This is a genomic window from Enterobacter sp. SST3 (genome assembly GCF_000286655.1).
Taxonomy (GTDB): Bacteria; Pseudomonadota; Gammaproteobacteria; order Enterobacterales; family Enterobacteriaceae; genus Enterobacter; species Enterobacter roggenkampii.
Window position 1 is genome coordinate 183,043 of record NZ_ALNS01000026.1, and the last position, 26,723, is coordinate 209,765.

Consider the following 26,723-nt stretch of genomic DNA (forward strand, 5'->3'; position numbering starts at 1 on the left):
GCCGCGAACGGCGGCATGTGCTGAATTACCGTTGAGACACGTACTGTGCCACGGTCGCTTTCGCACCCTTTTGCAGCAGCGTCTGGTACGCCTTCATCACCGCATCAACAAAGACGGCTTCACGCGGTAATTCCTTGCCGAAGATGGCCTCGATGCCGAGCAGCGCCTTGACCCGGTTTTCCCCTTCCGCACTGCCTTTAACCGCCGCCTGAATCACTGCCAGCTGCGGATCGCTCACGTCAATCGCATTACCCTGCTCGTCCACGCCGCCGACATAGCGCATCCACCCTGCCACGCCCAGCGCCAGCAGCGGGAAAGGCTTCTGATACACCAGGTGCCAGCGCACGGAATCCAGCATGCGCTGCGGAAGCTTCTGGCTGCCGTCCATTGCAATTTGCCAGGTCCGATGGCGCAGGGCCGGGTTGCTGTAGCGGGCAATCAGGAGATCGGCATAGCGTCCTAAATCGACGCCTTTGACCTTCAGCGTAGGTGCCTGCTCGTTAAGCATCAGCGCGTGCGCGGCGACGCGGTAATGTTCATCTTCCATACAGTCGTTAATATGCTGATAGCCCGCCAGATAGCCCAGGTACGCCAGGAATGAGTGGCTGCCGTTAAGCATGCGCAGCTTCATCTCTTCAAACGGGATAACATCTGACACCAGCTCGGCTCCAGCTTTTTCCCACGCTGGACGGCCGGCCACAAAGTTATCTTCGATCACCCACTGACGGAACGGTTCACAGGCCACCGCCGCCGGATCGCGCACGCCGGTAAGCTGTTCAATTTTATTCAGCGTGTCGGGGGTGACCGCAGGCACGATGCGATCCACCATCGTTGACGGGAAAGTAACGTGGGATTCGATCCAGTCCGCCAGCTCACCGTCTACCGCACGGGCGTACGCGCAGGTGACATTGCGCATCACGTGACCGTTCTCCGGCATGTTGTCGCAGGACATCACGCTAAACGCTGGCAAACCCGCCGCCTTACGCCGCGCCAGCGCTTCCACGACCACACCCGGCGCAGATATCGGCTGGTGCGGGTTTTGCAGGTCTGCGACGATAAAAGGGTGATCGAGCATCAGTTGCCCGGTCGCCGGGGAATGGCAGTACCCTTTCTCGGTGATGGTCAGCGAGACAATCGCCACCTGCGGTTCGCACATCGCGGCCAGCACGGTCTCCAGCCCGTCAACCTGCGCATGCAGCGCCTTTTTTACCACGCCAACCACGCGGGAGGTCCACGCATCGGCAGACATTTCCGCCACGGTATAGAGATTATCCTGCGCGTTCAGATCGGCAATCTGCTGTTCGCCGCCAATCAGGTTAACCTCACAGTATCCCCAGTCGCTACCGTGTTCCGCGGCGAGGATGTCGGCGTACACTGCCTGATGCGCACGGTGAAACGCGCCAAAGCCTAAATGAACGATGCGTGCTTTAAGGCTGTCGCGATCGTACTGTGGCAGCGTCGCGTTGGCCTGTAATAAGGTATTTTCCATGATTAAGACTCGTTAATTAGAAAGCTGTGGATCGCTGCCGCCCATACTGAAGCGGCAGCGCCTGCTGACTACACCAACTAGAATGGTAGCTGGAGTAAAAAAGTGAACTGCCATCAACCATACTGATACTGCCGTTTGAGTTTTTGATTTATATTAACTTTTGTTCATGTGGTGTGACACAAAATCAAAGTTGTGTGACAGGTAGCGCAAGCTATAAACCATCAGCGTCGCGAGGAGACGGCACCGTAACCGACCGTCTCTTTCGGCGCAGACTCGGCTGCGTCTTGCGCCGCGCTTAAATCACGGTCGCGCACTTCCGGCATCAGGATCGCCGAGATCAGTCCAATCACGGAATAGGCCACCAGCATGGCGACAATCGGCCACCAGGAGCCGGTCATATTGCAGAAAATCCCTGCCAGTACCGGACCAAAGCCCACCGCTACGAGACCGCCCGCCTCTTTGGAGATCGCCATACGGGTAAAGCGATTTCGCGAGCCAAACATCTCCGCCATGGTGATATTTTCCAGCGCAAACAGCCCCAGCACGGCGAAGTTATGGATAACGATGATGCAGAGCATGATCGTCCCCGGCGCATAGCTCTTATCGACGATGATCGACAGCATCGGATAGGCCAGAATAATGGCGGAGATATTGAGGATAATGTACGGCAGACGGCGCCCCACTTTATCGGAAAGCCAGCCCAGCAGCGGAATGGAGATAAACCCGAGAATGGAGCTGATCATCAGCGCATCGGTCGGGATGGCCTTATCGAACAGCAGCGTCTGGACCAGATAGCCCGCGAGGAAGGTCTGGATCAAACCTGAGTTGCCTGCCTGGCCGAAACGCAGGCCGGTCGCCAGCCAGAAGGATTTGCTTTTCACCATGGAACCCAGTGAGGTGTCCGGCTGCGCAGCTTGCACATCGTTCACTTTCTCAAAGACCGGGCTCTCCTTGAGGTTCATACGCAGCCAGATGGCGAAGATCATCACCACGACGCTGGCGAGGAAAGGCACGCGCCAGCCCCAGGCGAGCAGCTGTTCACGATCGAGGGCAAAGAACATGATGGCCCAGATCGCCGTTGCGCTCAGCGTCCCGCAGTTAGTCCCCATCGCCACCAGCGAGGAGATGATGCCGCGTTTACCTTTCGGCGCGTACTCCGCCAGCATAGTTCCGGCCCCGGAGATCTCGGCCCCGGCACCGAGGCCCTGAATAATGCGCAGCGTCACCAGCAGCACGGGGGCAAAAATCCCGATCTGCGCGTAGGTCGGCAGGACGCCAATCAGCGTGGTGCAGATCCCCATCATGGTGATGGTAATGAACAGCACCTTCTTACGACCAATGCTGTCGCCCATTCTGCCGAAGATAAAGGCGCCGACGATGCGCGCAATATAGCCTGCGCCGTAGGTGCCCATCGCGAGGATCAGCGCCATCGCGGCGGACTGTTCCGGGAAGAAGATCTCATGGAAGACCAGAGCGGCGCCCAGCGAGTAAAGCTGGAAATCCATAAATTCCAGGGCAGTGCCCAGCCAGCCGGAAACGGCGGCTTTCACCAGATCGGATGTGGTTCTTTGAGGTTGTACTTGCGTCATAATGGCTATCTCTGAAAGGTAAGATGCGTACCACATAGCGCCTGTCTGCGCAGGCGCTTAACCGCGTAAATGATTATTGGCCGAACGTGAGCAAAACTTTGCAGCACTGCCGCTGGTCTTTCTCAAACAGTTCAATAGCGTCTTTAACGTGGTGATAGTCAAAGGTATGGGTGATCAGTTTTTCCGGGTCGATCAGCCCCCTCTTCAGCCAGTCGATAACGACCGGGAATTTGTTGGCGTTCAGGCGCGAGGAGAAGATCGCCAGCTCTTTGCCGGTGATGCCCTGCTGAACAATCTGGCTCGGCTCGCTGGAGAACCCCATCAGCACGATGCGCGCCGCCGGTGAGGCCAGAGTTATCGCTTCCTGCAAAATGGAGGGATGGCAGGCGGCATCAATGATTAACGTCGGTTTGATGCCTTTTTCCTCCAGCGCGGCCTGCAGCGACTGCTCGCCGTTATTAAAGACCCAATCCGCGCCGCTGCGCCGGGCCATCGCCAGACGCTCGTCTATGCGATCAACCACGATAACCTGCTTCACCTTATAGACGCCTTTCAGGGCCTGAACCGTAACCAGCCCCATCGGCCCGGCGCCATATATCAGCGCGACGTCCTGTTCAGTCGGTTTCGCCTGCCCCGTTACGTTGGCGGCGATGGTGAAGGGCTCAACCATGACGGCGTGCTTATCAGGAATGTCATCCGGAATGGGCCAGGCGTTTTGTGCGGGCACGACCGCATATTCGCTAAAGCCGCCGTCACGGTGAACGCCCAGCACCACCAGCGAGGTGCAGACGTTCGGTTTTCCCACGGAGCACGGGTAGCAGTGCCCGCAGCTGATTACCGGATCGACCGAAACGCGCTGGCCCAGGCGCGCGCTGTCAACGCCCTCGCCCACGGCGTCAATCACGCCAAAAAACTCATGGCCGATGACGCGCGGATACTTCGCAAACGGGTTATGGCCGCGGTAGATGTGGCTATCCGACCCGCAGATCCCGGCCAGCTTGATACTGACGCGGACGTCACCTGCGCCAGGTACCGGGAGTTGACGCTCTTCAATTACCAGTTCGTTCGGCTGTTGAATCACTACGCTTTTCATCGTTTGCTCCTCGCTTACCAGTTCCACAGCGTGCCGTCTTCAAGACGGGCCACCGGCAGATAGGCCGGATCGTACGGATATTTCGCCGCCAGCTTCTCATCAAACTCGATGCCCAGCCCCGGCTTGTCGCCCAGATGCATATAGCCGTTATCAAAGCGCCAGCTGTGCGGGAAGACCTCCAGCATCTGTTCGGAGTAGCCCATATATTCCTGCACGCCGAAGTTCGGCACCCACAGGTCGAAATGCAGCGCGGCGGCGTGGCAGACAGGCGACAGATCCGACGGACCGTGCGAGCCGGTACGCACCTGATAGAGCGACGCGAAGTCCGCGATGCGGCGCATCCCGGTGATGCCGCCCGCGTGGGTAATGGTGGTGCGGATATAGTCGATCAGCTGCTCTTCGATGAGCTGCTTGCAGTCCCAGATGCTGTTAAACACTTCGCCTACCGCAATGGGCGTAACGGTGTGCTGGCGGATCAGGCGGAAGCAGGCCTGGTTTTCCGCAGGGGTGGGATCCTCCATCCAGAACATGCGGTATGCTTCAATGCTCTTGCCGAAGCGCGCCGCTTCGATGGGCGTCAGGCGGTGGTGCATGTCGTGCAGGAGGTGCTCATTGAAGCCGAATTTACTGCGCACCGCGTCGAACAGCTTCGGCGTGAAGTCGAGGTATTTTTCGGTGGACCAGAGCTGCTCTTCCGGCCAGTCGCCTTTGGTCGCAGGCTCGTAGGCCAACCCCTTCCCTTTGGCCATGCCGTAGGTGGTTTTCATGCCCGGCACGCCGCACTGCACGCGGATCGCCTTAAAGCCCATCTCTTTGTGACGGGCGTAATCTTCCAGTACGTCGTCAATGGTGTGGCCGGTGGTGTGACAGTAGACCATCACCCCTTCGCGTGAGGCGCCACCCAGCAGCTGGTAGAGCGGCATGTTGGCCGCTTTGGCTTTGATATCCCACAGCGCCATATCCACGGCAGAGATGGCCGACATGGTAACCGGACCGCGACGCCAGTAAGCACCTTTGTAGAAGAACTGCCAGATGTCTTCGATGCGGTGCGCATCGCGGCCAATGAGCTGGGGGCAAAGGTGATCCTTCAGGTATGAGGCCACGGAGAGCTCGCGTCCGTTTAGCGTAGCGTCACCGAGGCCGACAATCCCCTCATCGGTGGTGATTTTAAGGGTGACAAAGTTCCTCCCCGGGCAGGTAACAAACACGTCAGCCGCGACAATCTTCATAATTCCTTTCCTTACATCGTTCGTTGTGATGCCGGAAATTTACGCAACTACACTACTACCATACAAGTATAATGATCGTAAAATAAGCTAACGATCACAAAACCGGGGGCTCATGCGCGGCCCCATCCCGCCACAATAATCAGCATACCGCACAGGGCAATCAGCGCGCCGGCCCAGTCATAGACGCTGAGTTTGACGCCGTCCACCACGCGTAGCCACAGCAGCGCCGTGCAGACATAGACGCCGCCGTAAGCCGCATAAACGCGCCCGCTGGCCGCCGGATGCAGCGTTAACAGCCAGACAAACAGGGCCAGCGCAACGCTTGCCGGAATGAGCAGCAATACGGATCCACCCTTTTTGAGCCAGAGCCAGGGCAGGAAGCAACCGATGATTTCACACAGCGCAGTCGCAAAAAAAAGCAGCGTCGTTTTAAGCATATTTCACGTCAGGTGAGGATTTATTTAACCATCATACCTGATGATGCCCTTTACTTTTCCATACTTGCTCCGCGGGTATGCCGTCATTTCGCTTTAGTGTAGAATCTGTACGGGGTAACTTGATTATCTGCACCCATTTAAAAGGAAACGCTATGACCACATTAAGCAAACGCCTTTGTCTGACAGCCCTGCTGGCGCTGTCATCGTTCGCCTTTGCCGCCTCTGCGACAGCGGAAACCAGCAAGCTCATTATTGAGTCTGGTGACAGCGCGCAAAGCCGCCAGAACGCCGCCATGGACAAAGAACAATGGAATGACACCCGTAGCCTTCGCCAGAAGGTCAACAAACGTGCCGAAAAAGAGTGGGACAAAGAAGATGTCGCTTTTGACGCGCGCGATAAGTGTCAGCAAAGTGCAAACGTCAATGCCTACTGGGAGCCTAACACCCTGCGCTGCCTGGATCGCCGCACTGGCCGCACGGTAGCCCCATAATGTCGGCGCCCTGCGACGTTAAACTCCGTCCGCTGGAGCGTGAAGACCTGCGCTTTGTTCACCAGCTCGACAACAATGCCAGCGTAATGCGCTACTGGTTCGAAGAGCCTTATGAGGCCTTTGTCGAGCTGTCCGATCTCTACGATAAGCACATTCACGATCAGAGTGAACGTCGTTTTGTTGTGGAGTGTGAAGGTGAAAAAGCCGGGCTGGTGGAGCTGGTTGAGATCAACCACGTTCACCGTCGGGCGGAGTTCCAGATCATCATCTCCCCTGAGCATCAGGGAAAAGGCCTTGCGTCACGCGCGGCCAGACTGGCAATGGATTACGGATTCAACGTTCTGAATCTCTACAAGCTTTACCTGATTGTGGACAAAGAGAACGAAAAAGCGATCCATATCTATCGCAAGCTGGGCTTTATGGTGGAAGGCGAGCTGATTCACGAGTTCTTTATCAACGGTGAATACCGCAACACCATCCGCATGTGCATTTTCCAGCATCAGCACCTGGCCGGACATAAACCGTCAGGCGCCAGCCTGCTGAAACCTACCGCGCAGTAAGATTGATGACAAACCGTGTCATAAACCGTTGAGCTGTCTTTCTTGCCGGGTGGCGCTGTGCTTACCCGGCCTACAGGGTGCTTCATTGTAGGCCCGTGCAAGCGTAGCGCCGCCGGGCGAAACGCACAAAATGCACTTTACGCTCAGTAATATTCAATCGTGTTCTTGATGGTGTACTTGTGCTCAACGGCGGGTTTGACGCTGTCGTCCGTGATGGTCAGATCGCAGCTCACCGGGTTATTGTGGCGATCGTAGTCGCAGCTCTGCGTCACGTTGCCCAGCGGCTTGTCATTCAACATGCTGACTGCCGAGTAATCCATTCTTTTGCGCAGGTCTTTCGACGGCGTCGACTGGACGGACAGATGCTGATCCCCTGATACGGTGGTTTTGCCCAGCGGGTAACCATCCGCGTCGTAGCGATACTTCACTTCCATCTCTTTACCGTGCGCCGCCACCACAAATCCGTTGTCGTCGGTATCCCACGTTACCCCGGCTGACGGCAGTTCGGCCAGCTGGCATTTGCCCTGCAGCTTCACTTTACGCTGCTGGGTTTCCGCATCAAGATAGTAATTAGCATCCAGCACCAGCGCCACGCTGGTGTTGGCCTCCAGGTCGTGTAGCTCCAGCGTATCGAAACACCCTTCCGTCGAGACGGTGCCGGTGACCCGTTTAGACACTTCGCCCTTCTCGTTGAACAGCGTCTGGGTAAAGTCTTTGACCGGGCCGCGCAGCGGATCAAAATCAAATTCGTTTGAAAAACTCGCCATCTCGGGCGTAAACGACAGCGGCGCGGAGCTGTTGTCGCACCCCACCAGTGTTGCTGCCAGGAGCGTTATCGCTGCATATTTCTTCACATTCATTTCCGTAAAGGGAGATTATTCCCAATCATATTAGCAAATACAGATGTTTACACGAAGCCTGCTAAAATTAATCTCTACACAGAGAAAAGGAGCTACAAATGAAACGGTTACCCTGGATTACCGCCCTGCTGTTAATGAGTGCCTCAACGGCCGCGCTGGCGGCACCGGATTCCTGCGAGCGCGTGAAAAGCGACATTCAGCAGAAGATCGTCAACAACGGCGTGCCTGAGTCAGGTTTTACGCTGAACATTGTGCCGAACGACCAGGCCGATCAGGCGGGCACGCAGGTCGTAGGCCACTGCGCTAACGACACCTTTAAAATTCTGTACACCCGCACAGGCAGCGGTGCGGCAGCTGAACCTCAGTAATTGAGCGTCAATTCCCTTTGATTTGATAAGGATTAAGATCTACTACCCCCAAATAAGTAACACTCACCCCATCATTAGCCCGGATATCATTTCGGGAGAAATAATACGCAATAATAATGATGGGGTGAGCCATGTCCGATGCTGAACATTACGACGGCGGAATTAGCCGTCGAACTCTCGTGAAATCTACGGCGATAGGTTCTCTGGCGCTTGCCGCTGGTGGGATCTCGCTTCCCTTTGGCCTTAAAAGCGCTGCCGCTGCGGTAAAGCACGCCGTCCAGCCTCCTGAAGATACCGTGGTGTGGGGCGCCTGCTCGGTCAACTGCGGCAGCCGCTGTGCGCTGCGTCTGCACGTCCGCGACAACGAAGTGTACTGGGTCGAAACGGATAACACCGGCAAGGATGTGTATGGCGATCACCAGGTGCGCGCCTGCCTGCGCGGACGTTCTATTCGTCGCCGCATCAATCACCCTGACCGTCTGAACTACCCGATGAAGCGCGTGGGCAAACGCGGCGAAGGCAAGTTCGAGCGCATCACGTGGGATGAAGCGCTCGACACGATCGCCGCCAGCCTGAAAGACGTGGTGGCCAACTACGGCAACGAAGCGGTGTATATCAACTACTCTTCCGGGATTGTCGGCGGCAATATCACCCGCTCCTCCCCTTACGCTTCGCTGGTGGCGCGCCTGATGAACTGCTACGGCGGCTTCCTGAGCCACTACGGCACTTACAGCACGGCGCAAATTGCCTGCGCGATGCCCTACACCTACGGCAGCAACGACGGCAACAGCACCTCGGACATCGAAAACACCAAACTGGTGGTCATGTTCGGCAATAACCCGGCGGAAACGCGCATGAGCGGCGGCGGGATTACGTACTATCTGGAACAGGCTCGCGAGCGGTCCAACGCGCGCATGATTGTTATCGACCCGCGCTACACCGACACGGCAGCCGGACGCGAAGATGAATGGATCCCGATCCGTCCGGGAACCGATGCCGCGCTGGTGGCGGGTATTGCCTGGGTATTAATCGACGAAAACCTGGTCGACCAGCCATTCCTCGACAAATACTGCGTTGGCTACGACGAAAAAACGCTGCCGGAAGGCGCGCCTGCTAACGGTCACTACAAAGCGTATATTCTCGGCCAGGGCGATGACCACACGGCGAAAACGCCGGAGTGGGCCTCCCGCATCACCGGTATTCCCGCCGATCGCATCGTTAAGCTTGCCCGGGAAATCGGCTCCGCTAAACCGGCTTATATCTGTCAGGGCTGGGGACCTCAGCGACAGGCGAACGGCGAGCTGACCTCCCGCGCTATCGCGATGCTGCCGATCCTCACCGGAAACGTCGGGATCAACGGCGGGAACAGCGGCGCGCGTGAGTCCACCTACACCATCACCATCGAGCGTATGCCGCTGCCGGATAACCCGGTCAAAACGCAAATTTCCTGCTTCAGCTGGACGGACGCCATCGCCCGTGGGCCGGAGATGACCGCCCTGCGCGACGGCGTGCGCGGCAAGGATAAGCTGGACGTGCCGATTAAGTTCATCTGGAACTACGCGGGCAATACCCTCATCAACCAGCACTCCGATATCAATAAAACCCACGATATCCTGCAGGATGAAAGCAAGTGCGAAATGATTGTGGTCATTGATAACTTCATGACATCGTCAGCGAAGTATGCCGATATCGTGTTGCCGGACCTGATGACCGTGGAGCAGGAAGACATCATTCCAAACGATTATGCGGGCAACATGGGCTACCTGATATTCCTTCAGCCCGTGACCGCGCCGAAGTTTGAACGCAAGCCCATCTACTGGATCATGAGCGAAGTGGCCAAACGCCTCGGGCCGGATATCCACCAGAAATTCACCGAAGGACGGACGCAGGAACAGTGGCTGCAGTATCTGTATGCCAAAATGCTCGAAAAAGATCCCAAACTGCCGTCCTATGACGAGCTGAAAAAAATGGGCATTTACAAGCGCAAAGATCCGAACGGCCATTTTGTGGCCTATAAAAAATTCCGTGAAAACCCGGAAGCTAATCCGCTGAAAACGCCATCGGGTAAGATTGAAATTTACTCCAGCAAGCTGGCGGAGATTGCGGCCACCTGGGAGCTGGAAAAAGATGAGACCATCAGCCCGCTGCCCGTCTACGCGTCAACCTTCGACGGCTGGGACGCGCCCGAGCGCGCGCGGTTCCCGCTGCAGCTGTTTGGCTTCCACTTTAAGGCCCGTACCCACTCGAGCTACGGTAATGTAGACGTGCTGAAAGCCGCCTGCCGCCAGGAGGTCTGGCTTAATCCTGTCGATGCCGAAAAACGCGGCATTAAAAACGGCGATACGGTGCGCGTCTTTAACGACCGCGGCGAGGTACGAATTGAAGCGAAAGTGACGCCGCGCATCATGCCCGGCGTCAGCGCCATGGGCCAGGGGGCCTGGCACGACGCCAATATGAGTGGCGATCGTGTCGACCACGGCTCATGCATCAACACCCTGACCACGCACCGCCCGTCACCGCTGGCCAAAGGCAACCCGCTGCACACCAATCTGGTACAGATCGAGAAGGTGTAACGGGTGAATGGCGTGACCGTGGTTTATTCTATGGTTTGTATTATCGGTTAACTCAGTCGCGCGGACACCCTCCGCGCGAGCAAGGAAGATGTAATGAAAGATGTCTCACATCGTGAATCGTTCGCGTTCAGCGCCCGGGTGCTGGGTGCGCTGTTTTATTTCGCACCAGACAGCGAGCAGGCCGCGCCGCTGGTGCAGGCCCTCACCGCAGGCGAATGGGTTCAGGACTGGCCCCTGCCGCCAGGAACGCTGCAGCCAGTCGCTGACACCTTTGCCGCGTCTGCCGATGAGCCGCTGAGGGACGCCTGGCAACGACTGTTTATTGGCCCTTACGCCCTGCCCGCGCCACCGTGGGGCTCCGTCTGGCTGGACCGCGAATCCGTGCTGTTCGGCGATTCGACCCTCGCGCTGCGCCAGTGGATGCGGGAGAACGCTATCGCATTTGAAATGCAGCAGAATGAACCGGAAGACCACTTCGGGACTTTGCTACTGCTGGCGGCATGGCTGGCCGAGAACGGCCGCGATGAGGAGTGTGCTCAACTTCTGGCGTGGCACCTGCTGCCGTGGAGCACCCGCTTCCTGTCCGTGTTTGTCGACAACGCCGGACATCCGTTTTATACCGCGCTCGGTAAGCTTGCGCAGCTGACACTCGCGGACTGGCGATCCGGGCTCCTTATTCCGGTTGCGGAAAAGACGCTGTATCGCTAAGGGGTGTGGCTTGCTCGCGGGTAGCGGGCAAGCAGCACTCAGAAGATGGCGTTTAAAAATTCATATCGAAACATGAGTCATGTTAAGATTGATGATATATAATGGCCTTTCCTAAAAAAATGATGCTATCTGTTGATACATACAAAATAAAAAATGACTGGAAAACACCCTTCCGAAAATAAGTTTAAAAGGCTACTTATAACAGCCATAACATTTACCATTTTAGGTGCATGGATCTGGTATATGTCATGGACAACAAGCATCTCCAATTATACCATTTTGCAAAAATCGATTCCTGAATGGACAACGTATATTTCTGTTGGAGTAGCGATTGGCGCGCTTTTGGTTATACGTGCTTTTTTTGTGCACGCCTTTAACCAAACTTTAAAATACTTTGCCAATACTTTCTTATGCGGTTTTTGCCTTGGGTTTGTATTGAGCTTAAATGGTTATGATATTTATGTCTATCTCTTCCCGGACAAAATAATTGGCTATGAATCTGAATATGAGGTTGTCTTTCCGGGGCCTTCGAGAGGTAAGCATGGCCATTGTGAAGCGGGTCTCTGGTTAAAAGATCAGAACACCAACAGATGGATTCAGCTTTGTACAAACAAAGAATATCTGCACAGCCACCGTAAGCAGGGAATGACTGGGGTGTGGGTAACGGCCCGTGTGAATAATATTGGAAGTTACATTGTGAATTATGAGTTTATTTATTTGTAGGCACGACCCTATCTATTTTTGTTCTGGCGAAAATGAATGGTACTCAAGGTCCGCTCCTTGCTTATAGCCGTCAGCCTGATCCGTCGCACCAGAGATTGCGCATTCACAGCGGAGAAACCGGCTACGGGCAGGGTCATCTCAAAATCGAATCAGGGTAAATTTCGTTCATACCCCCACATTTAGTGGTGGATACGTGACGACTGTTCCTCTATTCTGCTTTTTCAGCGAGCAAGCCGGAGTCATTTTTAGTGGATAATCCCATACTTCAGAAAACCATCATTATCTTTATTCTCATCCTGTGGGTAATTGTGAGTGTTCCCTGCCTGCCAGTAGCATGCGTTACGAGCCTTTCACCACTATTTGGTTATGTATCACCGACTGATTCCCCCTCACTCGCACTCTCTTTGCTTTGAATGAACCGAAGTGCCAGGTAGAGGTCTGGCGCCAGAATCATGTCATCATCATTCATTGTTGGCCGAATGTCTTTAAACCAGCGTGTTAACTCCGTTTTCCTACCCGCAAGAATTAATTTAATCTGTCGACCTTTCAGATCGCGCTTTAACTCATTAATGGTTGCCAGGACGCTGATGTCTGAATAGGTGAAGCAGGCAACGGCATCAATGACCACCCATTTAGGCTGTATGGCTGCCCCTTCAACCAGGTTCAATACCCGACGTTTAAAATAAGCCACATTAAAATAGGTCAACGGTGAGTTAAATCGATACATCAGCACGCCCGGGACCATTTTAATATCGGTTGTATTCCCTAACGAGTGAATCATTCCCTCTTCGTCAGTGCCCAGCAGGTGCTCAGAGGGGCGAAATACCGTACGAAGGAACTGCAACAGGCCAAGCAACACCGCAAGGCCGATCCCCTGGATAACGCCGATAATTAACACACAGCCAAACGTGAAGAAGGCCAGGCGAAAGGCCTGTTTATTTCTGCGCCTCAGGTTCCATAGCCCACGTAAATCAATCAATGACCACGATGCATACATTAGAACAATCCCTAACGCAGATACCGGAATGAATTGTAATGGCTGAGTGAAAAATACTACGACGATACCGATGATTAAGGCGGCGACCACGGAAACCAGCTGACTTTTCCCACCAACCGAATCATTCACCGCAGTCCGGGAATCGGCTCCACTGATAGCAAACCCCTGAGATAACCCCGACATAATGTTCGCAATACCCAAAGCCCGGAACTCTGCATCCGCATTAATTTCGTATCCATTTTTTGCGGCGAAACTGCGGGCGGTCAGCATCAGACTGACAAAACTGACCAACGCCAGGTTCAGCGCCGGGATCACCAAATCACGCATCGGCCCCGGCTGGAACGCCCCCCAGTGAACGACCGGTAAACCAGGCTGGAAGCCTTCTCCCCCAATCGTGGCAATCCCATACTGTTGTGCAGAGGTCACCCATACCAGTGCCGTTGTTATTACAATGGCGATTAAAGGTGCTGGCCACTGGCTGCGATACGTTTTGATCACCATTAAAATAATTAACGTAAAAAGGGATATTCCTACGGTTAATAAATGGCTATCTGAAAGTCGACCTGGCAAGGCGATTATTTTTTCAATAACCTGCGCTTCATCAAGCTTAATCCCCAACACCTTGCCTAATTGCCCGACGATAATCGTCACGGCTACGCCATTAAGTAAACCGGTAAGAATGGGATGAGAAAGCAGATCGGCGAGCGCGCCCAGCCGAAATTTACTGGCAAGCAAACACCACCCGCCCATCATCAATGTCATGATGATCGTCAGCTCCCAGTGCAGTTCGGGGTTTCCTGCAGAAAGCGGAAATACGACGGCCGCAATCACCGCGCAGGTTGTGGCGTCAGGGCCCACAATAAGCTGGCGTGAAGAGCCAAACAGTGCGTACGCTATCATTGGTAAAACGCAGGAATAGAGCCCTACAATTGCCCCCACTCCCGCCAGCTCAGCGTATGCAATCGCAACAGGGAGCGCTACGGCCGCAACGGATAACCCGGCTTTAACATCATGTTTTAGCCAGCTTTTATCGTAGGCTAACAAATTTTGTAAACCGGGCATGTAGTTTAACAACAGTTTTCCGAACACATTATTCTCCGGACAGAGATATTACTCGCGTCATGTTGGCACATTTCTTAGTGAGGTTCTGGTTTTCAAATGCTCCGGACGGAGGCCGACACTGTTGCGAATCTAATAAAACGTTAACTCTTTTATTATTCTGACTGATGTTAAACGTAGCTCAGATACTGCGGCTTAGCCGGGGTTGGCCGTGCCGGATGCCATGATGAAAGCAAGTGATGGAATAAATACAATGGTCAATATCAATAAGTCTCGTTAATCGCTAATGTTGAATCATTTTGGCATAGATAGCAGGTTGTTACACACCATGAGATTGAGACAGTCCATCACTCTTCCCGTCACCCAGCAGTACCGCCCCGCCATCTTAACCGGAGCGGCTTATATACGTCGTTATCACATGCTCAAAAACTGTATGTCACCTTCAAACTCCCCGTCGGCGACGTTTTACGATGCACAATCGGGCTATCGCCCGCATCCCCCGTCAGCTGCGTCACGCCCGCAGAGGCAAGCACGCTCCAGCGCGAGGTGAGCTTGTGGGTCCAGTCAAGGTTCATCGACCAGGCATAAATCCCGGCCCCGGCGTCATGTCGGGCAAAGCCCGATGCGGCCGACTGGGCGGCGCTGACCCCATAGTACGTCTGCATATACTTGTCGGATCCCCAACTGCCGGTCAGCGCCATCGCCACCTCATTTTTGGGTGAGGTGTAGATCGGGCTGGAAATGCCGAAATGTACCGCTTCACCGTTGTCCCTTTCTGAAACCGGTACCTCAGCCTGCAGCTGCAGATTCAGCCAGTCGGTCACCTTGTACCCCAGCCCGGGTACCACGATAGCCGAGCCTTTAATCTCACCCATTCCCCGCAGCTCGTCGCTGCCGGAGCTGATGGAATCGCTGCTCACGTCTTTATCTTTACGGCCAACTCGATAGCTCAGCGCTGCGCTGTAATCCAGGTTGCCAACATTGTTACCATAGCCGATCCCTCGCGTGGTGCCGATAAAGAAGCCATTTGCCATGGAATAATCCACTACCTGAGCCGCTGAGACGCGGGTTTTCTCTGAACCCGAGTAGCGCGGCCCAACATCCACGCCGCCCCCCAGGGTTAAGACGTTGCCCTGGCGCTGTTCTTCCGCCAGTACAGGCGTAGCCAGTAACGCCAGAACGACGCCCGGCACGAGGGTTTTCAGGCAGCGGCCCGAAAGTAAATGAGGGAACGTATGACGCAGTTCGATGTTTCTCATTAAGGAAGTCCTTATGGATGCAAATGATGACGATGCAGGCGGTTAAACGCCGGAACGCCCATTTTGAAGCGTGACCCTAAGGTTCTTATGAGCCGAAAATGAAGAAAGACTGAAGCGCGCGCGGGCGCTGTCATCCGGACACATTTCCTGCTACCGTTTTTTTCTTAAGAAATTCTTCATTCACGGTTGATACCGTTACCAATGTGAAAATTCTACTTATCGAAGACGACCTGGATCTCGGCAATGGCGTACGTATCGCCCTCTCAGATCAAGGGTTTGACGTCATATGGGTTCGCCGTAAAGAGGATGCGCTGCATCAGCTTGACGTCTGCGTGCCGGAACTTATTTTGCTCGACCTGGGGCTACCCGACGGCGATGGCATGAGCCTGATGACGCGTTTGCGCCAGCAGCTCAAGGGGATCCCCGTCATCATCCTGACGGCGCGAGGGACATTGCAGGATCGCCTGTACGGGCTGGATGCCGGCGCGGACGACTATCTCGTCAAACCCTTTATTCTCGCCGAGCTGCTGGCGCGAGTGCGAGCCCTTGCACGGCGCAGCTACGGTTTTGAAAATGAGGCGATAGAAATTCGCGGGCTATCCCTTCATGTCCCAACGCGCCGCGTGACGGTGAGTGCGCGCCATATCGATTTAACGGCCAGTGAATACGCGCTGCTGGAAACGTTGATGCTGCGCGCGGACCGCGTGCTGACCCGGAGGTTTCTGGAAGAAAGGATATTCGGCAACAAAGAGAACCTCAGCAACGCGCTCGACGTGCATATGGGAAATTTGCGGCGGAAAATCGGCGACGGCTATGTGCGAACGGTCCGGGGCGTCGGGTACGTCATTGATACCGTCTCCATTCAAAAGGTGAGCGGTTAATGCAAAACGTCTGGTATCACCTGAGGCGCCCGACGCTGGTGCGCCGAATTATCATCGCCCAGATGCTTCTGCTGACCCTGCTGTGGTGTCTTTTTCTAACCTTCATTCTGTGGGAGGACCTGCGCAGCCCTCCCATCCTGACGGGCAGTAAAACGTACGAAACCGTTTTTACCCTGGTTGAGCGTATGGACGGACGTCCGCAGGATCGTACCGCCGTGCTGGAAGCCTTTAGCCAGGCCCTGCGGGAAGGTTACGGCGGAGGGGAAGATCCCGTGCTGTCGATTAACCTCATCGTTCGCAAGAATAATGCCGTTATTTTTGCCTCCGACGGTGCACCTGCGGGGATAACAAACACCCGATTCGGCGAGCTGGAGCACGTTCAGAGTGGAGATCGTACCTGGACCAGCCGCACCCTTAAATCCCCTCACTCTGACGTGGAGGTCACCCTCTTCACGCCAGCCAGCGGCTGGAACTTCTTTATCTATCTGAACTCTCGCGGGTACTACATCCTGCCGCTGCTGGTCTGCTTCCCGTTTCTGCTGTTTCCCGCGTGGCTCTCAATCCGCATTGCGATGCGTCCATGGAATAAGGTGGTCAATGAAATTACGTTACGCACGCCGGACGACCTCTCCCCTTTAAGAGCCGTACCGAAGCACCGGGAGCTTCGCCAGATGGTGGACGCGATCAATGACTTCCTTGCCCGGGTGCGTGAAAGCGCGGAAAGGGAGCGGATTTTCATCGCGGATGCCGCGCACGAGCTGCGTACGCCCCTCGCGGCGATGCGCATCAACGTGGAGGCGCTGCAGTCCTGGGTCATCAGCGAGAGCCAGAAGGAGCTGCTTGCGGGCGTGATTCGCAGCAACAGCCGCGCCGCGCGCCTCGTCAATCAGCTGCTGCTGATGATGCACAGTGAATCGCGCATTGATACGGCGATGGAACCCGTGCCGCTGACAACGCTTATTCAGGAACGAATGGCCGAGCTGGAACCGCTAGCGTCTGCGCGCAAAATTGAGCTGGAATTCTTTGCCGAGGATGACGTCTGGATCCACGGCGTAAGGGAACGCCTGGTGTCGCTGATTGATAATCTCATTGAGAACGCCGTGAAGTACAGCCCCGAGGGCGGGCGGATTCAGGTCGACGTGAGCGCCTGCGATCGCGTCGTTCAGCTGCGCGTCTCCGATGCGGGCCCCGGTATTCCGGTCGAGCTGCAGGAGCGCGTGTTCGACCGCTTTTTCCGCGATCCCAATCAGGTGCAAAGCGGCAGCGGGCTGGGGCTTGCCATCGTCAAAGCGGTGGCGCAGCAGCACAACAGCAGCGTAAATCTGAGTACTTCTGCAGAAGGTGGCCTCCTGGTCACAGTTGACTTCCCGAACCGCACGTTTAGCTAAAGCAGAACAGGGGGTTTGATCGCAAATGCCGCAGATTGCTTCAAAATAATTACCGTATTTGTTATATTGTTGTTTATTGCTTATTCACCTCTGCGGTGCCAAAAAGAACAAGATTCACCGCAACCCAGGACAGAGAAATGTTAGATTACCGCTTCCCGACAGCTTTGCAGATGGTTCTCAGCGTAGCGATGGCGGAGCAATTGGGTGAACGTTCAACGAGTGCGATTCTGGCCTACGGTCTGGAAGCAAACCCGAGCTTCATCCGCAAATTGATGGTTCCGCTGACGCGAGACGGCATTATCGTCTCAACGCTTGGCCGTAACGGCTCCATTCATCTTGGTCGCCCGCCGGAAGAGATCACCCTGCGCGACATCTACCTTTCGGTCATCGAAGATAAAAAACTGTGGGCGTCGCGCCCTGACGTACCGGCCCGCTGCGTGGTCAGCGCTAACGCCTGCTGGTACTTTAAATCGATTTCCGAAGAGGCCGAGCAGGCGTCGTTAGCGGTGCTGGAGCGCCATACCGTGGCTAGCGCCCTGGAAGCGGTTAAAAACGCCGACAGCAGCGGATGGGATCCGCTCCCCGACCTTATTGCCCAGTATCAAAAAACGTCATAACGTTTTCCTGATGCGAAAAAAAACCGCCTTCACTGTGAAGGCGGTTTTTTATTATCAGCAACGTCCCTACGCGGGCAGCACGTCCCTTTCCTCTTTTTTGCCGCGCGTGACGAACTTACGCAGCGTCACGTAGAACACCGGCGTCAGGAACAGACCAAACAGCGTCACCCCCAACATACCGGAGAACACCGTGATCCCGGTGACGCCGCGTACTTCCGCACCCGCGCCGTGGCCGAGGATCAGCGGAATGGTCCCGGCAATAAAGGCGATGGAGGTCATCACAATCGGGCGTAAACGCAGGCGGCACGCCTCCAGCGCGGCTTCCATAATGCCTTTCCCCTGAATTTCCAGCTCGCGGGCAAACTCCACGATAAGAATGGCGTTTTTACAGGCCAGCCCCATCAGCACCACCAGCCCCACCTGCACGAAGACGTTGTTATCGCCTCCGGTCAGCCAGACGCCAAACAGCGCAGAGAGCATGGTCATCGGCACGATGAGGATCACCGCCAGCGGCAGCGTCCAGCTTTCATACAGCGCCGCCAGGACCAGGAACGCCAGCAGTACCGCGACCGGGAAGACGATCAGCGCCGTGTTGCCCTGGGTGGCCTGCTGGAAGCTCAGATCCGTCCATTCAATGTTCATCCCGTTCGGTAGGATCTGCTTAGACATCGCGTCCAGCTGCGTCATCGCCTGTGCAGATGAGAGCACGCGCGGGTCGGCATCGCCAATCAGGTCCGCCGCCGGGTAGCCGTTGTAACGGATCACCGGATCCGGCCCGTAGGTGGTCGTGATGTTCACCATACTGCCAATCGGCACCATTTCGCCCTGGCTGTTGCGGGTACGCAGATTCGCAATATCTTCCACGCTGTCGCGGAACTGCCCGTCAGCCTGCGCCATCACGCGCCAGGTACGCCCGAACTGGTTGAAATCATTGACGTACGACGAGCCCAGATAGGTTTGCAGCGTCCCGAAAAGATCGGTCAGCGACACGCCCTGCGCTTTCGCCTTGTCGCGGTCAACCTGGACGTCCAGCTGCGGAACGTTAGCCTGGTAGGTTGAGATCGGGAAATGCATCCCCGGCGTCTGCATAATCGCACCGGACATGGTGTTCACCGCGTTTTGCAGCGCGCCATAGCCCAGACCACCGCGATCCTGAATGTACAGGGAATAGCCCGACCCCTGACCCAGCCCTAAAATCGGCGGCGGCAGAATGGAGAAGCCAAAGCCCTGCTGGATTTGCGCGATTTTCGCGTTAATCTCCGCATTAATTTCCGCCGCGGAATGTTTACGCTGGTCGAACGGCTTCAGGCCAAAGAAGACCGTCCCGGTATTCGGCGTATTGGTGAACTGCAGCGCATTCAGTCCCGGAAACGCGACCGCATAGTCCACGCCTTCGGTATTCATCCCGATTTCGCTCATTTTGCGGATCACCGCATCGGTGCGGGCCAGCGAGGAGCCTTCCGGCATTTTCACGCCGCCAATCAGGTACAGCTTGTCCTGCGTGGGAATAAACCCGCCGGGCACCGCTTTAAACATGACGCCTGCGGCACAGAGCAGCAGCAGGTAAACCACGAATACCGTACCGCGCCGTCCCAGCGTTTTGCCCACCAGCCCCTGATAGCCGTTTGAACTGCGGAGGAAAAAGCGGTTAAACGGACGGAAAATCCAGCCGAACAGACGGTCGATAAGCCGGGTCGGGAAATCTTTCTGCGCGCCGTGGGGCTTTAACAGCAGTGCCGCCAGCGCCGGAGAGAGCGTCAGCGAGTTAATCGCTGAAATCACCGTCGATATCGCGATCGTCACCGCAAACTGCTTGTAGAACTGGCCGGTAACGCCCGACAGAAACGCCATCGGCACAAACACCGCGCACAGTACCAGCGCAATCGCGATAATCGGCCCGGACACTTCACGCATCGCCTGGTGCGCGGCCGCAAGCGGCGCAAGCCCCTCTTCGATATTTCGCTCGACGTTTTCCACCACCACGATGGCGTCGTCCACCACGATACCGATGGCGAGCACCAAGCCGAACAGGCTGAGGGTATTCAGCGAGAAGCCCAGCAGGTAGAGAATGCTGAAAGTACCCACCACCGACACCGGCACCGCGATCAGCGGAATGATCGACGCGCGCCAGGTTTGCAGGAACAGAATCACCACCAGCACGACCAGCACCACGGCTTCCAGCAGCGTTTGCACCACCGCTCGGATCGAATCACGTACAAAGACCGTCGGATCGTAAGGTGCCGCCCACTTCATGTCTGCCGGGAAGCGCGTAGACAGTTCGTCCATTTTCGCGCGCACCGCGTTAGACAGGTCGATGGCGTTCGCCCCCGGCGACTGGAAGATACCAATCCCGACCGCGTCTTTATTGTTCAGCTGGGAACGCAGCGCATAGCTCCCGGAGCCCATTTCAATCCGCGCCACGTCGCGCAGGCGGACGACCGTACCATCCTGCGTTGTTTTCAGGACAATATTGCCAAACTCTTCTTCGGTATGCAGGCGGCCCTGGGCGTTAATGGAGATCAGGAAGTCGCTCTCTTTCGGCAGCGGCTCGGCGCCAAGCTGACCGGCGGAGACCTGTACGTTTTGCTCCTGCATCGCCGTGACCACGTCCGAGGCGGTCAGCCCGCGCGCCGCCACTTTATTAGGGTCCAGCCAGACGCGCATCGCGTATTCGCCGGAGCCGAAAATCTGGATCTGCCCGACGCCTGGCAGGCGCGCCAGCTCGTCCTTCACCTTCAGCGTGGCGTAGTTGCGCATATACAGAGAATCGTACTTACCGTTTGGCGAAAACAGATGCACCACCAGCGTCAGCGTGGGCGACTGCTTCTGGGTGGTAATGCCCAGACGCCGCACGTCCTCCGGCAGACGCGCTTCGGCCTGCGCGACGCGGTTCTGCACCTGAACCTGCGCCTGATCCGGGTCAGTCCCCGGACGGAAGGTCACGGTGGTCACCAGCACGCCGTCCGAGCCCGCGACGGATTTCATGTACATCATGTTCTCAACGCCGTTGATCGCCTCTTCCAGCGGCGTCGCCACGGTCTCGGCAATCACTTTCGGGTTGGCGCCCGGGTACTCCGCGCGCACCTGCACGCTTGGCGGCACGACGTCAGGGTATTCGCTCACCGGCAGCAGCGGGATGGCGATTAACCCTGTGATAAAAATCAGAATCGACAGGACGGCAGCAAAGATCGGCCTGTCGATGAAAAAGCGGGAAAAGTCCATGGGTTGGATTCTCAGGTCAAGGGATCAGTTGAGGGCGCTGGTGGCGGTCATGGCAACGGTTTTGGCGTTAACCGGCATACCCGGCATAAACACTTTCTGTAAACCCTCGACGATGACTTTGTCACCTGGGTTCAGCCCCTGCCGCACGATGCGTAAACCGTCTGCCAGACGACCCGGCGTAATGTCGCGACGCTGCGCTTTCCCCTCTTTATCGACGATATAGACGTATTTACGATCCTGATCGGTCAGCACCGCTTTGTCGTCGATAAGCGTAGCTTTGAACTCCGCGCTGCCCGGCAGGCGTACTCGGGCAAACAGTCCCGGCGTGAACTGACGCTGTGAGTTATCCAGCAGCGCGCGCATGCGGATGGTCCCGGTGCTCGGCGTGAGCTGGTTATCCAGGAAATCCACTTTACCCTGATGGGGATAGCCCTCCTCGCCCGTCAGGCCAATCTCAACCGGCAGCGCCGTGTGATTGCTGGACGCCCCCTGCCCGCTGCGGGCCAGGTTTTGATAGTGAAGATAGGTTGACTCGTCCACGTCAAAGTAGACGTACACCGTTTTCTGCGAGACCAGCGTGGTGAGGACGCTGGCGGTATCGCCCGCAGTCACCAGGTTCCCGCTGGTGATCAGCGCCCGGCTGGCGCGGCCATCGATAGGCGCGGTCACTTTGGTGAAGTCCAGGTTGAGCTGGGCTGCGTCAACCGCCGCCTGCGCGGCGCGAATATCGGCCTGCGCCTGAACGGCAGCCGAGCGACGCTGCTCCCACTCTTCCCGTGAGACCAAATGGGTATTGATCAGCTTATCGGTACGGTTAGCCTCACTTTGCGCCAGGCTGGCCTGCGTTTTGGCCCGCGCCAGGTTCGCCTGCGCCTGCTCCAGCGCGGCGCGATAGGTACGGTCATCAATGGTGAACAGCACCTCGCCCTTCTTCACTTCCTGGCCGTCGGTGTAATTCACCTTATCAATGTAGCCGGACACGCGCGGGCGCAGCTGAACGCTCTCCACCGCTTCAATCCGGCCGTTAAAGCTATCCCACTGGCTAATCGATTTCACCACCACGTCAGCGGCACTCACGGCAGGCGCAGGTGGCGCGGCATTTTGCGCGACGCTGTTATCGCATCCGACGAGCAGCACGGAGAGCAACATGGCCCCCAGCGCGCTCAGAGGAGAGTTACCCCAGGTTTTTTGCAGGCTCATTATTTTTATTCCGATAATTGTCGCCACCGGGCAAGACGCAGCAGGAGGCACCGCGCCACTTCCTTTGTCCGGGAGCTGTCTTAAGGCCATTTGTGTCGTTCATCGCCACAAAACTGTAACAGTTGCGAATACACTATTCGCGGCGATTGTAGGAAGGCGCTTAACTAAGTGCAAGAATAATTGTTGCACTTTATGTGCTATTTGAGCGGATGTGAAAAGACCCGTTTCGGTCAGGGATTTAAATGCAACAATAAAACTTGCAATTACTGCAAAAACGCGCCACCTTTAAATGCAACAGACAAAGATACTTTTTCATCCGCTGCGTGGGGGTAACCAGATGAACACTGGCGCATTTATGCATGATTTACTCGACTGGATCGACAACAACCTGGACAGCCGCCTGGACATTGAGACCGTCGCCAGGCGTTCCGGCTACTCGAAATGGCACCTCCAGCGCCTGTTCAAAGAGCATACGGGCTATCCCCTCGCCGGGTATATTCGCGCGCAAAAACTGCAAAAATCGGTTGAGCGGTTATCCCACAGCGACGAACCGATTCTGAACGTGGCGATCGCGCTGGGCTTTGACTCCCAGCAGTCCTTCAACCGCAGCTTTAAGCGCCAGTATGGTCAGGCGCCTGGGGCATGGCGACGCAGTATGGGTGGCCCCGAAACGCAGCAGCTTCACCAGTAATGCATATTTTGCTGCAACGTCGATCTGTTGCTGCTATACTGTATATAAATACAGTATAGCGAGGTGCACGATGGCTGTTGAAACAAAATTTGTTGTCGTAAGAAAAGGTGAAGAGAAAATGACATTTGCCAGTAAGAAAGAGGCTGACGCTCACGACAAGCTGCTCGATATGGCCGACGCGTTCACCGACTGGCTGTTACAAAGCGGAATGCAGATGGATGAAACGCAGGCTGAAAATCTTGGCCTGTATCTCGCCGAGCAGAAAGAGACCGTGCAGCATATTCTGCGTACCAGCAAGCTTCCCGATCTCACTGCTGCTGCTGATAAAACAAAATCCGATGCGGCTGACACGAAAAAAATCAGGGCTGTGAAAGCGGCCTGATTGTCAGAAAATCATCACCGTTCTGGAAGCCGTAAGCAGATAACTGCTTACGGCTTTTTGGCTGTCTGTAGTACTCTCCTGCTGATTGATGTTAACGATACCATCGTTTCAAAGCAGGAGATGATGCACTGACAAAAAAAATAGGACGTTAATCAACCTTTCGGGAAGGTGACGTGGGTTCAGTCCTTTTAATATAATTTAGAAATATTCATTTTTGTGATTAGAAATCCATACGAGGCTTGAGTCACGATAGTCGTCGTTAGTGGATGCTATCAGCGAGCATTTATCTGCATTACCATCAGCGGTGTAAGCACAGCTTTGCTTCACCATGAAAGTGATGTCCTCTCTTTTCGACACTAATTCTGAGTCAAGGAATTGCGCACTCCCGGATGGGTAAACGATGCGTTCATCTTTTGGATCTTTGTAGTTTATTATGCGAACGGGGAATTGGCTGTTGTGATATTCATATCGCTCTACAACTTCGCCCGTATCTTTGTCCATTATTTTTTCCAGCAAGCCACGTATATTATAACTGAGTAAGTAATTACCTTTTTCATTCTCAAGCTCAGTAATTTCGCAGCGCTCATTTATTTTTCCGGTAATACGCTGGCCTTTAAGTGACGTCAGTAAGCCATCTTTATTGACCAAATGAAACTCTCGATCATTTGCCTTGTCAACCATGTTGATACTCGTAAAGCATCCGCTGCGATCATATCTAACTTCTGTCATAACTTGAAGTTTACCTGTAACATCCCGCATCCACTGGAGGCTATGTTTTACGTTCCCGGTTGTTGCATCATGATCGAATAAAAGAGCAGCATTTAAGACCGCCGGTTTGAATTGAGTAAATGCCGCGACATCAAATGATAACGTCAATAATAATAGATTTAAAAAAACACCTGCTTTCATAAGTCATCCCTTTATTAATAAAATAGCATTCAACGATGATGTGAATTCGCGCTCTCATATTTTACGAATAATCGAAGCGTTTCCATGACACACGTTAAGTGTCTGCTTTTTGTTCTAATCAATCGATACAAGGGTCCCTCATTTTTTGTGTGCACTCGCTTTCCGACGGATCTCAATCATCCTGATATACATATCACGCAACTCCTTATTCTGCTTGATTACCATTTCTTTGGGCAAGGATTCTCTCTCACGATTCCATTCATCAACGACACCCTGGCATGTCAGATAAGCGTCATTAACAATATTTTCAGCTGGAATCATCGTGTTGATATAGGGAATGGTATGTTTGTTCAGGCATACAGAGACCGGTGGGCCATAATCATGTTCTTCGGCATGTAGAGTAATAGCAATAAGGAGGATAAACAATGTTAGAAATCTCAACTTCTTTTTCCCCTGATAAATACTGTTTCGTCAAATGACTGTCTTCCGGGGAGTTATCGACTTTGTGCAAAAAATCTTTAGTTACCCAAGGAAGTTATTATCCTGCTGTAGTGACTGCTGACACAAAACCTGACAGATGAAGGTTTTAATGACTCGATATCAGTTTAGAAATCGCCCCGTTGAGCTCACCACCCATAGCAGGCGTAACCTTAAAACTATCCGCTTCTATGCTAAACCTTCCAACCACAAAACCTGGTAGCTATACAAACACGCCAGACTGTTAAGTTAATACGCTTTCCCCCTCTATGAGAAAATACGCATGACCCCACACCCGCTACGCCAGATAATCGAATCCTGCGATCGCGCCATCACCACCAAAAACTATGACGCGCTGATGAAACACTACGCCGAAGATGCAGCTCTGGTGGTCAAGCCCGGAATGGTTGTTAAAGGCAAAGACAACATCCGCAGCGCGTTTGTTGCCATCTCGGATTATTTCCAGGACCAATTGATTGTGGAACAAGGAGAGATGCTGGTGATCGAAGGCGGTGACAATGCCCTCGTTATCATGGAAACCGTTCTGCGTTTTCCTGATGGTCAGGGTGGAATAACGGAAATGTCGCGCCGCGCGACCTATGTTTTTCGGCTGGAAAGCGACGGTCGCTGGCTTTGTACTATCGACAACTCCTACGGCACGTCGCTTCTGGATACCGGGAACCGATCGCGTTAATCACACTTTCAAAGGGGCGCTGCCGCCCCTCCACGCCAGCCCCTTAATGCGCAGTAATGCGCGGCTCCTTCACAAACTCAGCCAGCAGCCACACCATATCGTGCAGCAGGCCTGTCAGCTCCTTCACTACGTGAGCGGGCAGCGTTCTCCCCATAACGGCTTGCGTCAGCGCCAGAACATAGTCCACCTGCGTTAAGGTGTCCTGCCAGCAGTCGGGCACGCAGGAGTTGGTTTTCTCACCCATGATCAACTGTTCAATCAGGTATGGCGGAAGATCGGCATCGCAGAGTGCGCGCAGCCTGCGCAGAGCCTCAAGGAGACGCTCGCACAGCGCAGTACGGCTCGCGACATCATCGGTTTCGACCAGCACGCTCACCAGCGCGGCGCAGTTGTCGGCGACGTCAAAGAGATCGGCATCGGCCGGAAGCGGTCGGGAGATAAGTTGCAGAATGACGTTTTCGTCAGATGGAAGATAAGTCAGGGTTGGGATAGTAGCCATCGTAAGGCATCCTCAGTGTATAAATTGGGTGAACCACCCGATGAGTTCCTACGCTCGAGGGGGTAGCGCTGACAGAGGTAGGAATACCGCCCACAGAGAAAACGGCCAGCCTTGCGGCTGCTCCGTCAGCGCCACCGCAATTTTAACGAGATCGGCGCTGTCGCGACATATAAATATCGCTCTGTAGATGCGGGTTCCTACGCCCGATTGCGGATGTGCCGCAACGCAGGCACTTTACGACCGCGCCCCGTAGAGGAAAAGACATAACGCTGAATTTCATAAGGTTACTTTGCGGTTTGCGAGGCGCCTTCCAGAATGACAACGCTGC

The 26,723-nt window shown here is 55.0% G+C and carries 25 protein-coding genes; 12 read left to right on the forward strand and 13 right to left on the reverse strand.

From position 1 onward, the window contains the following. Positions 1 to 25: 25 nt before the first annotated feature. The 5 genes from B498_RS05840 to B498_RS05820 form a co-directional block, all read right to left on the reverse strand. Positions 26 to 1,489: a mannitol dehydrogenase family protein gene (locus tag B498_RS05840; protein WP_008502409.1), complete on the reverse strand. Its 1,464-nt coding sequence runs from the start codon at positions 1,487 to 1,489 to the stop codon at positions 26 to 28. Between the two features lie 221 nt (positions 1,490 to 1,710). After that, positions 1,711 to 3,078 carry an MFS transporter gene (locus tag B498_RS05835; RefSeq protein WP_008502410.1) on the reverse strand — a complete coding sequence of 456 codons (1,368 nt, stop codon included), beginning with the start codon at positions 3,076 to 3,078 and terminating at the stop codon, positions 1,711 to 1,713. Positions 3,079 to 3,151: 73 nt separating this feature from the next. Then, entirely contained in the window at positions 3,152 to 4,171 is a 1,020-nt protein-coding gene (locus B498_RS05830) for a Zn-dependent oxidoreductase (protein ID WP_008502411.1), read from the reverse strand. A gap of 14 nt (positions 4,172 to 4,185) precedes the next feature. After that, the gene (gene manD / locus B498_RS05825; protein WP_008502412.1) at positions 4,186 to 5,400 is read right to left on the reverse strand and encodes a D-mannonate dehydratase ManD; all 1,215 of its coding nucleotides are present in this window, start codon (positions 5,398 to 5,400) and stop codon (positions 4,186 to 4,188) included. A gap of 110 nt (positions 5,401 to 5,510) precedes the next feature. Next, on the reverse strand, positions 5,511 to 5,837 hold the full coding sequence (locus tag B498_RS05820; RefSeq protein WP_008502413.1) for a YnfA family protein: 327 nt from the start codon (positions 5,835 to 5,837) through the stop codon (positions 5,511 to 5,513). Positions 5,838 to 5,989: 152 nt separating this feature from the next. Between B498_RS05820 and B498_RS05815 the strand changes: the two genes are divergently transcribed. Both B498_RS05815 and speG read left to right on the forward strand, forming a co-directional pair. Beyond that, positions 5,990 to 6,328: a DUF1283 family protein gene (locus B498_RS05815; protein WP_008502414.1), complete on the forward strand. Its 339-nt coding sequence runs from the start codon at positions 5,990 to 5,992 to the stop codon at positions 6,326 to 6,328. Next, a complete protein-coding gene (speG, locus tag B498_RS05810; protein WP_008502415.1) occupies positions 6,328 to 6,888 on the forward strand; it encodes a spermidine N1-acetyltransferase in 561 nt (186 codons plus the stop codon). The genes B498_RS05815 and speG overlap by 1 nt, the downstream gene beginning before the upstream one ends. 143 nt (positions 6,889 to 7,031) lie before the next feature. Here the strand turns inward: speG and B498_RS05805 are convergent, their stop codons facing one another. Then, complete coding sequence (locus B498_RS05805) at positions 7,032 to 7,748, reverse strand: YnfC family lipoprotein (protein ID WP_008502416.1); 717 nt, start codon at positions 7,746 to 7,748, stop codon at positions 7,032 to 7,034. Between the two features lie 98 nt (positions 7,749 to 7,846). Between B498_RS05805 and B498_RS05800 the strand changes: the two genes are divergently transcribed. The 4 genes from B498_RS05800 to B498_RS05785 all read left to right on the forward strand — a co-directional run bounded on the left by B498_RS05800 (position 7,847) and on the right by B498_RS05785 (position 12,120). Beyond that, entirely contained in the window at positions 7,847 to 8,116 is a 270-nt protein-coding gene (locus B498_RS05800; protein WP_008502417.1) for a DUF1161 domain-containing protein, read from the forward strand. 131 nt (positions 8,117 to 8,247) lie between these two features. Continuing rightward, positions 8,248 to 10,689: a selenate/tellurate reductase subunit YnfE gene (gene ynfE, locus B498_RS05795; RefSeq protein WP_008502418.1), complete on the forward strand. Its 2,442-nt coding sequence runs from the start codon at positions 8,248 to 8,250 to the stop codon at positions 10,687 to 10,689. A gap of 93 nt (positions 10,690 to 10,782) precedes the next feature. Beyond that, positions 10,783 to 11,397 (forward strand): Tat proofreading chaperone DmsD, encoded by a 615-nt coding sequence (gene dmsD, locus B498_RS05790; RefSeq protein ID WP_008502419.1) that lies wholly within the window; start codon positions 10,783 to 10,785, stop codon positions 11,395 to 11,397. Positions 11,398 to 11,550: 153 nt separating this feature from the next. Beyond that, entirely contained in the window at positions 11,551 to 12,120 is a 570-nt protein-coding gene (locus B498_RS05785) for a hypothetical protein (protein ID WP_032623003.1), read from the forward strand. A 364-nt stretch (positions 12,121 to 12,484) separates the two neighbouring features. On the opposite strand, the gene B498_RS05780 is transcribed toward B498_RS05785, so the two are convergent. Together B498_RS05780 and B498_RS05775 are read right to left on the reverse strand one after the other, a co-directional pair. After that, complete coding sequence (locus B498_RS05780) at positions 12,485 to 14,206, reverse strand: SulP family inorganic anion transporter (RefSeq protein WP_008502421.1); 1,722 nt, start codon at positions 14,204 to 14,206, stop codon at positions 12,485 to 12,487. 392 nt (positions 14,207 to 14,598) lie between these two features. Next, the gene (locus B498_RS05775; RefSeq protein ID WP_008502422.1) at positions 14,599 to 15,435 is read right to left on the reverse strand and encodes a MipA/OmpV family protein; all 837 of its coding nucleotides are present in this window, start codon (positions 15,433 to 15,435) and stop codon (positions 14,599 to 14,601) included. Positions 15,436 to 15,638: 203 nt separating this feature from the next. Here B498_RS05775 and B498_RS05770 point away from each other — a divergent pair, with 203 nt between their 5' ends. The 3 genes from B498_RS05770 (at position 15,639) to B498_RS05760 (ending at position 18,321) form a co-directional block, all read left to right on the forward strand. Then, complete coding sequence (locus B498_RS05770) at positions 15,639 to 16,316, forward strand: response regulator transcription factor (RefSeq protein ID WP_008502423.1); 678 nt, start codon at positions 15,639 to 15,641, stop codon at positions 16,314 to 16,316. After that, positions 16,316 to 17,704, forward strand: coding sequence for a sensor histidine kinase (locus B498_RS05765; RefSeq protein WP_008502424.1), 1,389 nt, complete (start codon positions 16,316 to 16,318; stop codon positions 17,702 to 17,704). The genes B498_RS05770 and B498_RS05765 overlap by 1 nt, the downstream gene beginning before the upstream one ends. 137 nt (positions 17,705 to 17,841) lie before the next feature. Further along, a complete protein-coding gene (locus B498_RS05760; protein ID WP_008502426.1) occupies positions 17,842 to 18,321 on the forward strand; it encodes an RrF2 family transcriptional regulator in 480 nt (159 codons plus the stop codon). 66 nt (positions 18,322 to 18,387) lie between these two features. On the opposite strand, the gene oqxB is transcribed toward B498_RS05760, so the two are convergent. After that, on the reverse strand, positions 18,388 to 21,543 hold the full coding sequence (oqxB, locus tag B498_RS05755; RefSeq protein ID WP_008502427.1) for a multidrug efflux RND transporter permease subunit OqxB: 3,156 nt from the start codon (positions 21,541 to 21,543) through the stop codon (positions 18,388 to 18,390). Positions 21,544 to 21,567: 24 nt separating this feature from the next. Then, positions 21,568 to 22,743, reverse strand: coding sequence for an efflux RND transporter periplasmic adaptor subunit (locus B498_RS05750; RefSeq protein ID WP_008502428.1), 1,176 nt, complete (start codon positions 22,741 to 22,743; stop codon positions 21,568 to 21,570). 337 nt (positions 22,744 to 23,080) lie between these two features. Here B498_RS05750 and B498_RS05745 point away from each other — a divergent pair, with 337 nt between their 5' ends. Further along, complete coding sequence (locus B498_RS05745) at positions 23,081 to 23,434, forward strand: helix-turn-helix domain-containing protein (RefSeq protein WP_021241208.1); 354 nt, start codon at positions 23,081 to 23,083, stop codon at positions 23,432 to 23,434. A gap of 70 nt (positions 23,435 to 23,504) precedes the next feature. After that, positions 23,505 to 23,816, forward strand: a complete 312-nt coding sequence (locus B498_RS05740; protein ID WP_008502430.1) for a YebG family protein — start codon at positions 23,505 to 23,507, stop codon at positions 23,814 to 23,816. A gap of 198 nt (positions 23,817 to 24,014) precedes the next feature. Here the strand turns inward: B498_RS05740 and B498_RS05735 are convergent, their stop codons facing one another. Both B498_RS05735 and B498_RS0121585 read right to left on the reverse strand, forming a co-directional pair. Further along, the gene (locus B498_RS05735; RefSeq protein ID WP_008502431.1) at positions 24,015 to 24,725 is read right to left on the reverse strand and encodes a YnfC family lipoprotein; all 711 of its coding nucleotides are present in this window, start codon (positions 24,723 to 24,725) and stop codon (positions 24,015 to 24,017) included. A 138-nt stretch (positions 24,726 to 24,863) separates the two neighbouring features. After that, positions 24,864 to 25,166, reverse strand: a complete 303-nt coding sequence (locus B498_RS0121585) for a hypothetical protein (protein WP_050009950.1) — start codon at positions 25,164 to 25,166, stop codon at positions 24,864 to 24,866. A 319-nt stretch (positions 25,167 to 25,485) separates the two neighbouring features. Here B498_RS0121585 and B498_RS05730 point away from each other — a divergent pair, with 319 nt between their 5' ends. Beyond that, positions 25,486 to 25,896, forward strand: a complete 411-nt coding sequence (locus tag B498_RS05730) for a YybH family protein (RefSeq protein ID WP_008502432.1) — start codon at positions 25,486 to 25,488, stop codon at positions 25,894 to 25,896. Positions 25,897 to 25,939: 43 nt separating this feature from the next. Here B498_RS05730 and B498_RS05725 read toward each other — a convergent pair whose 3' ends face one another. After that, positions 25,940 to 26,395: a hypothetical protein gene (locus tag B498_RS05725; protein WP_008502433.1), complete on the reverse strand. Its 456-nt coding sequence runs from the start codon at positions 26,393 to 26,395 to the stop codon at positions 25,940 to 25,942. Positions 26,396 to 26,723: the final 328 nt, after the last annotated feature.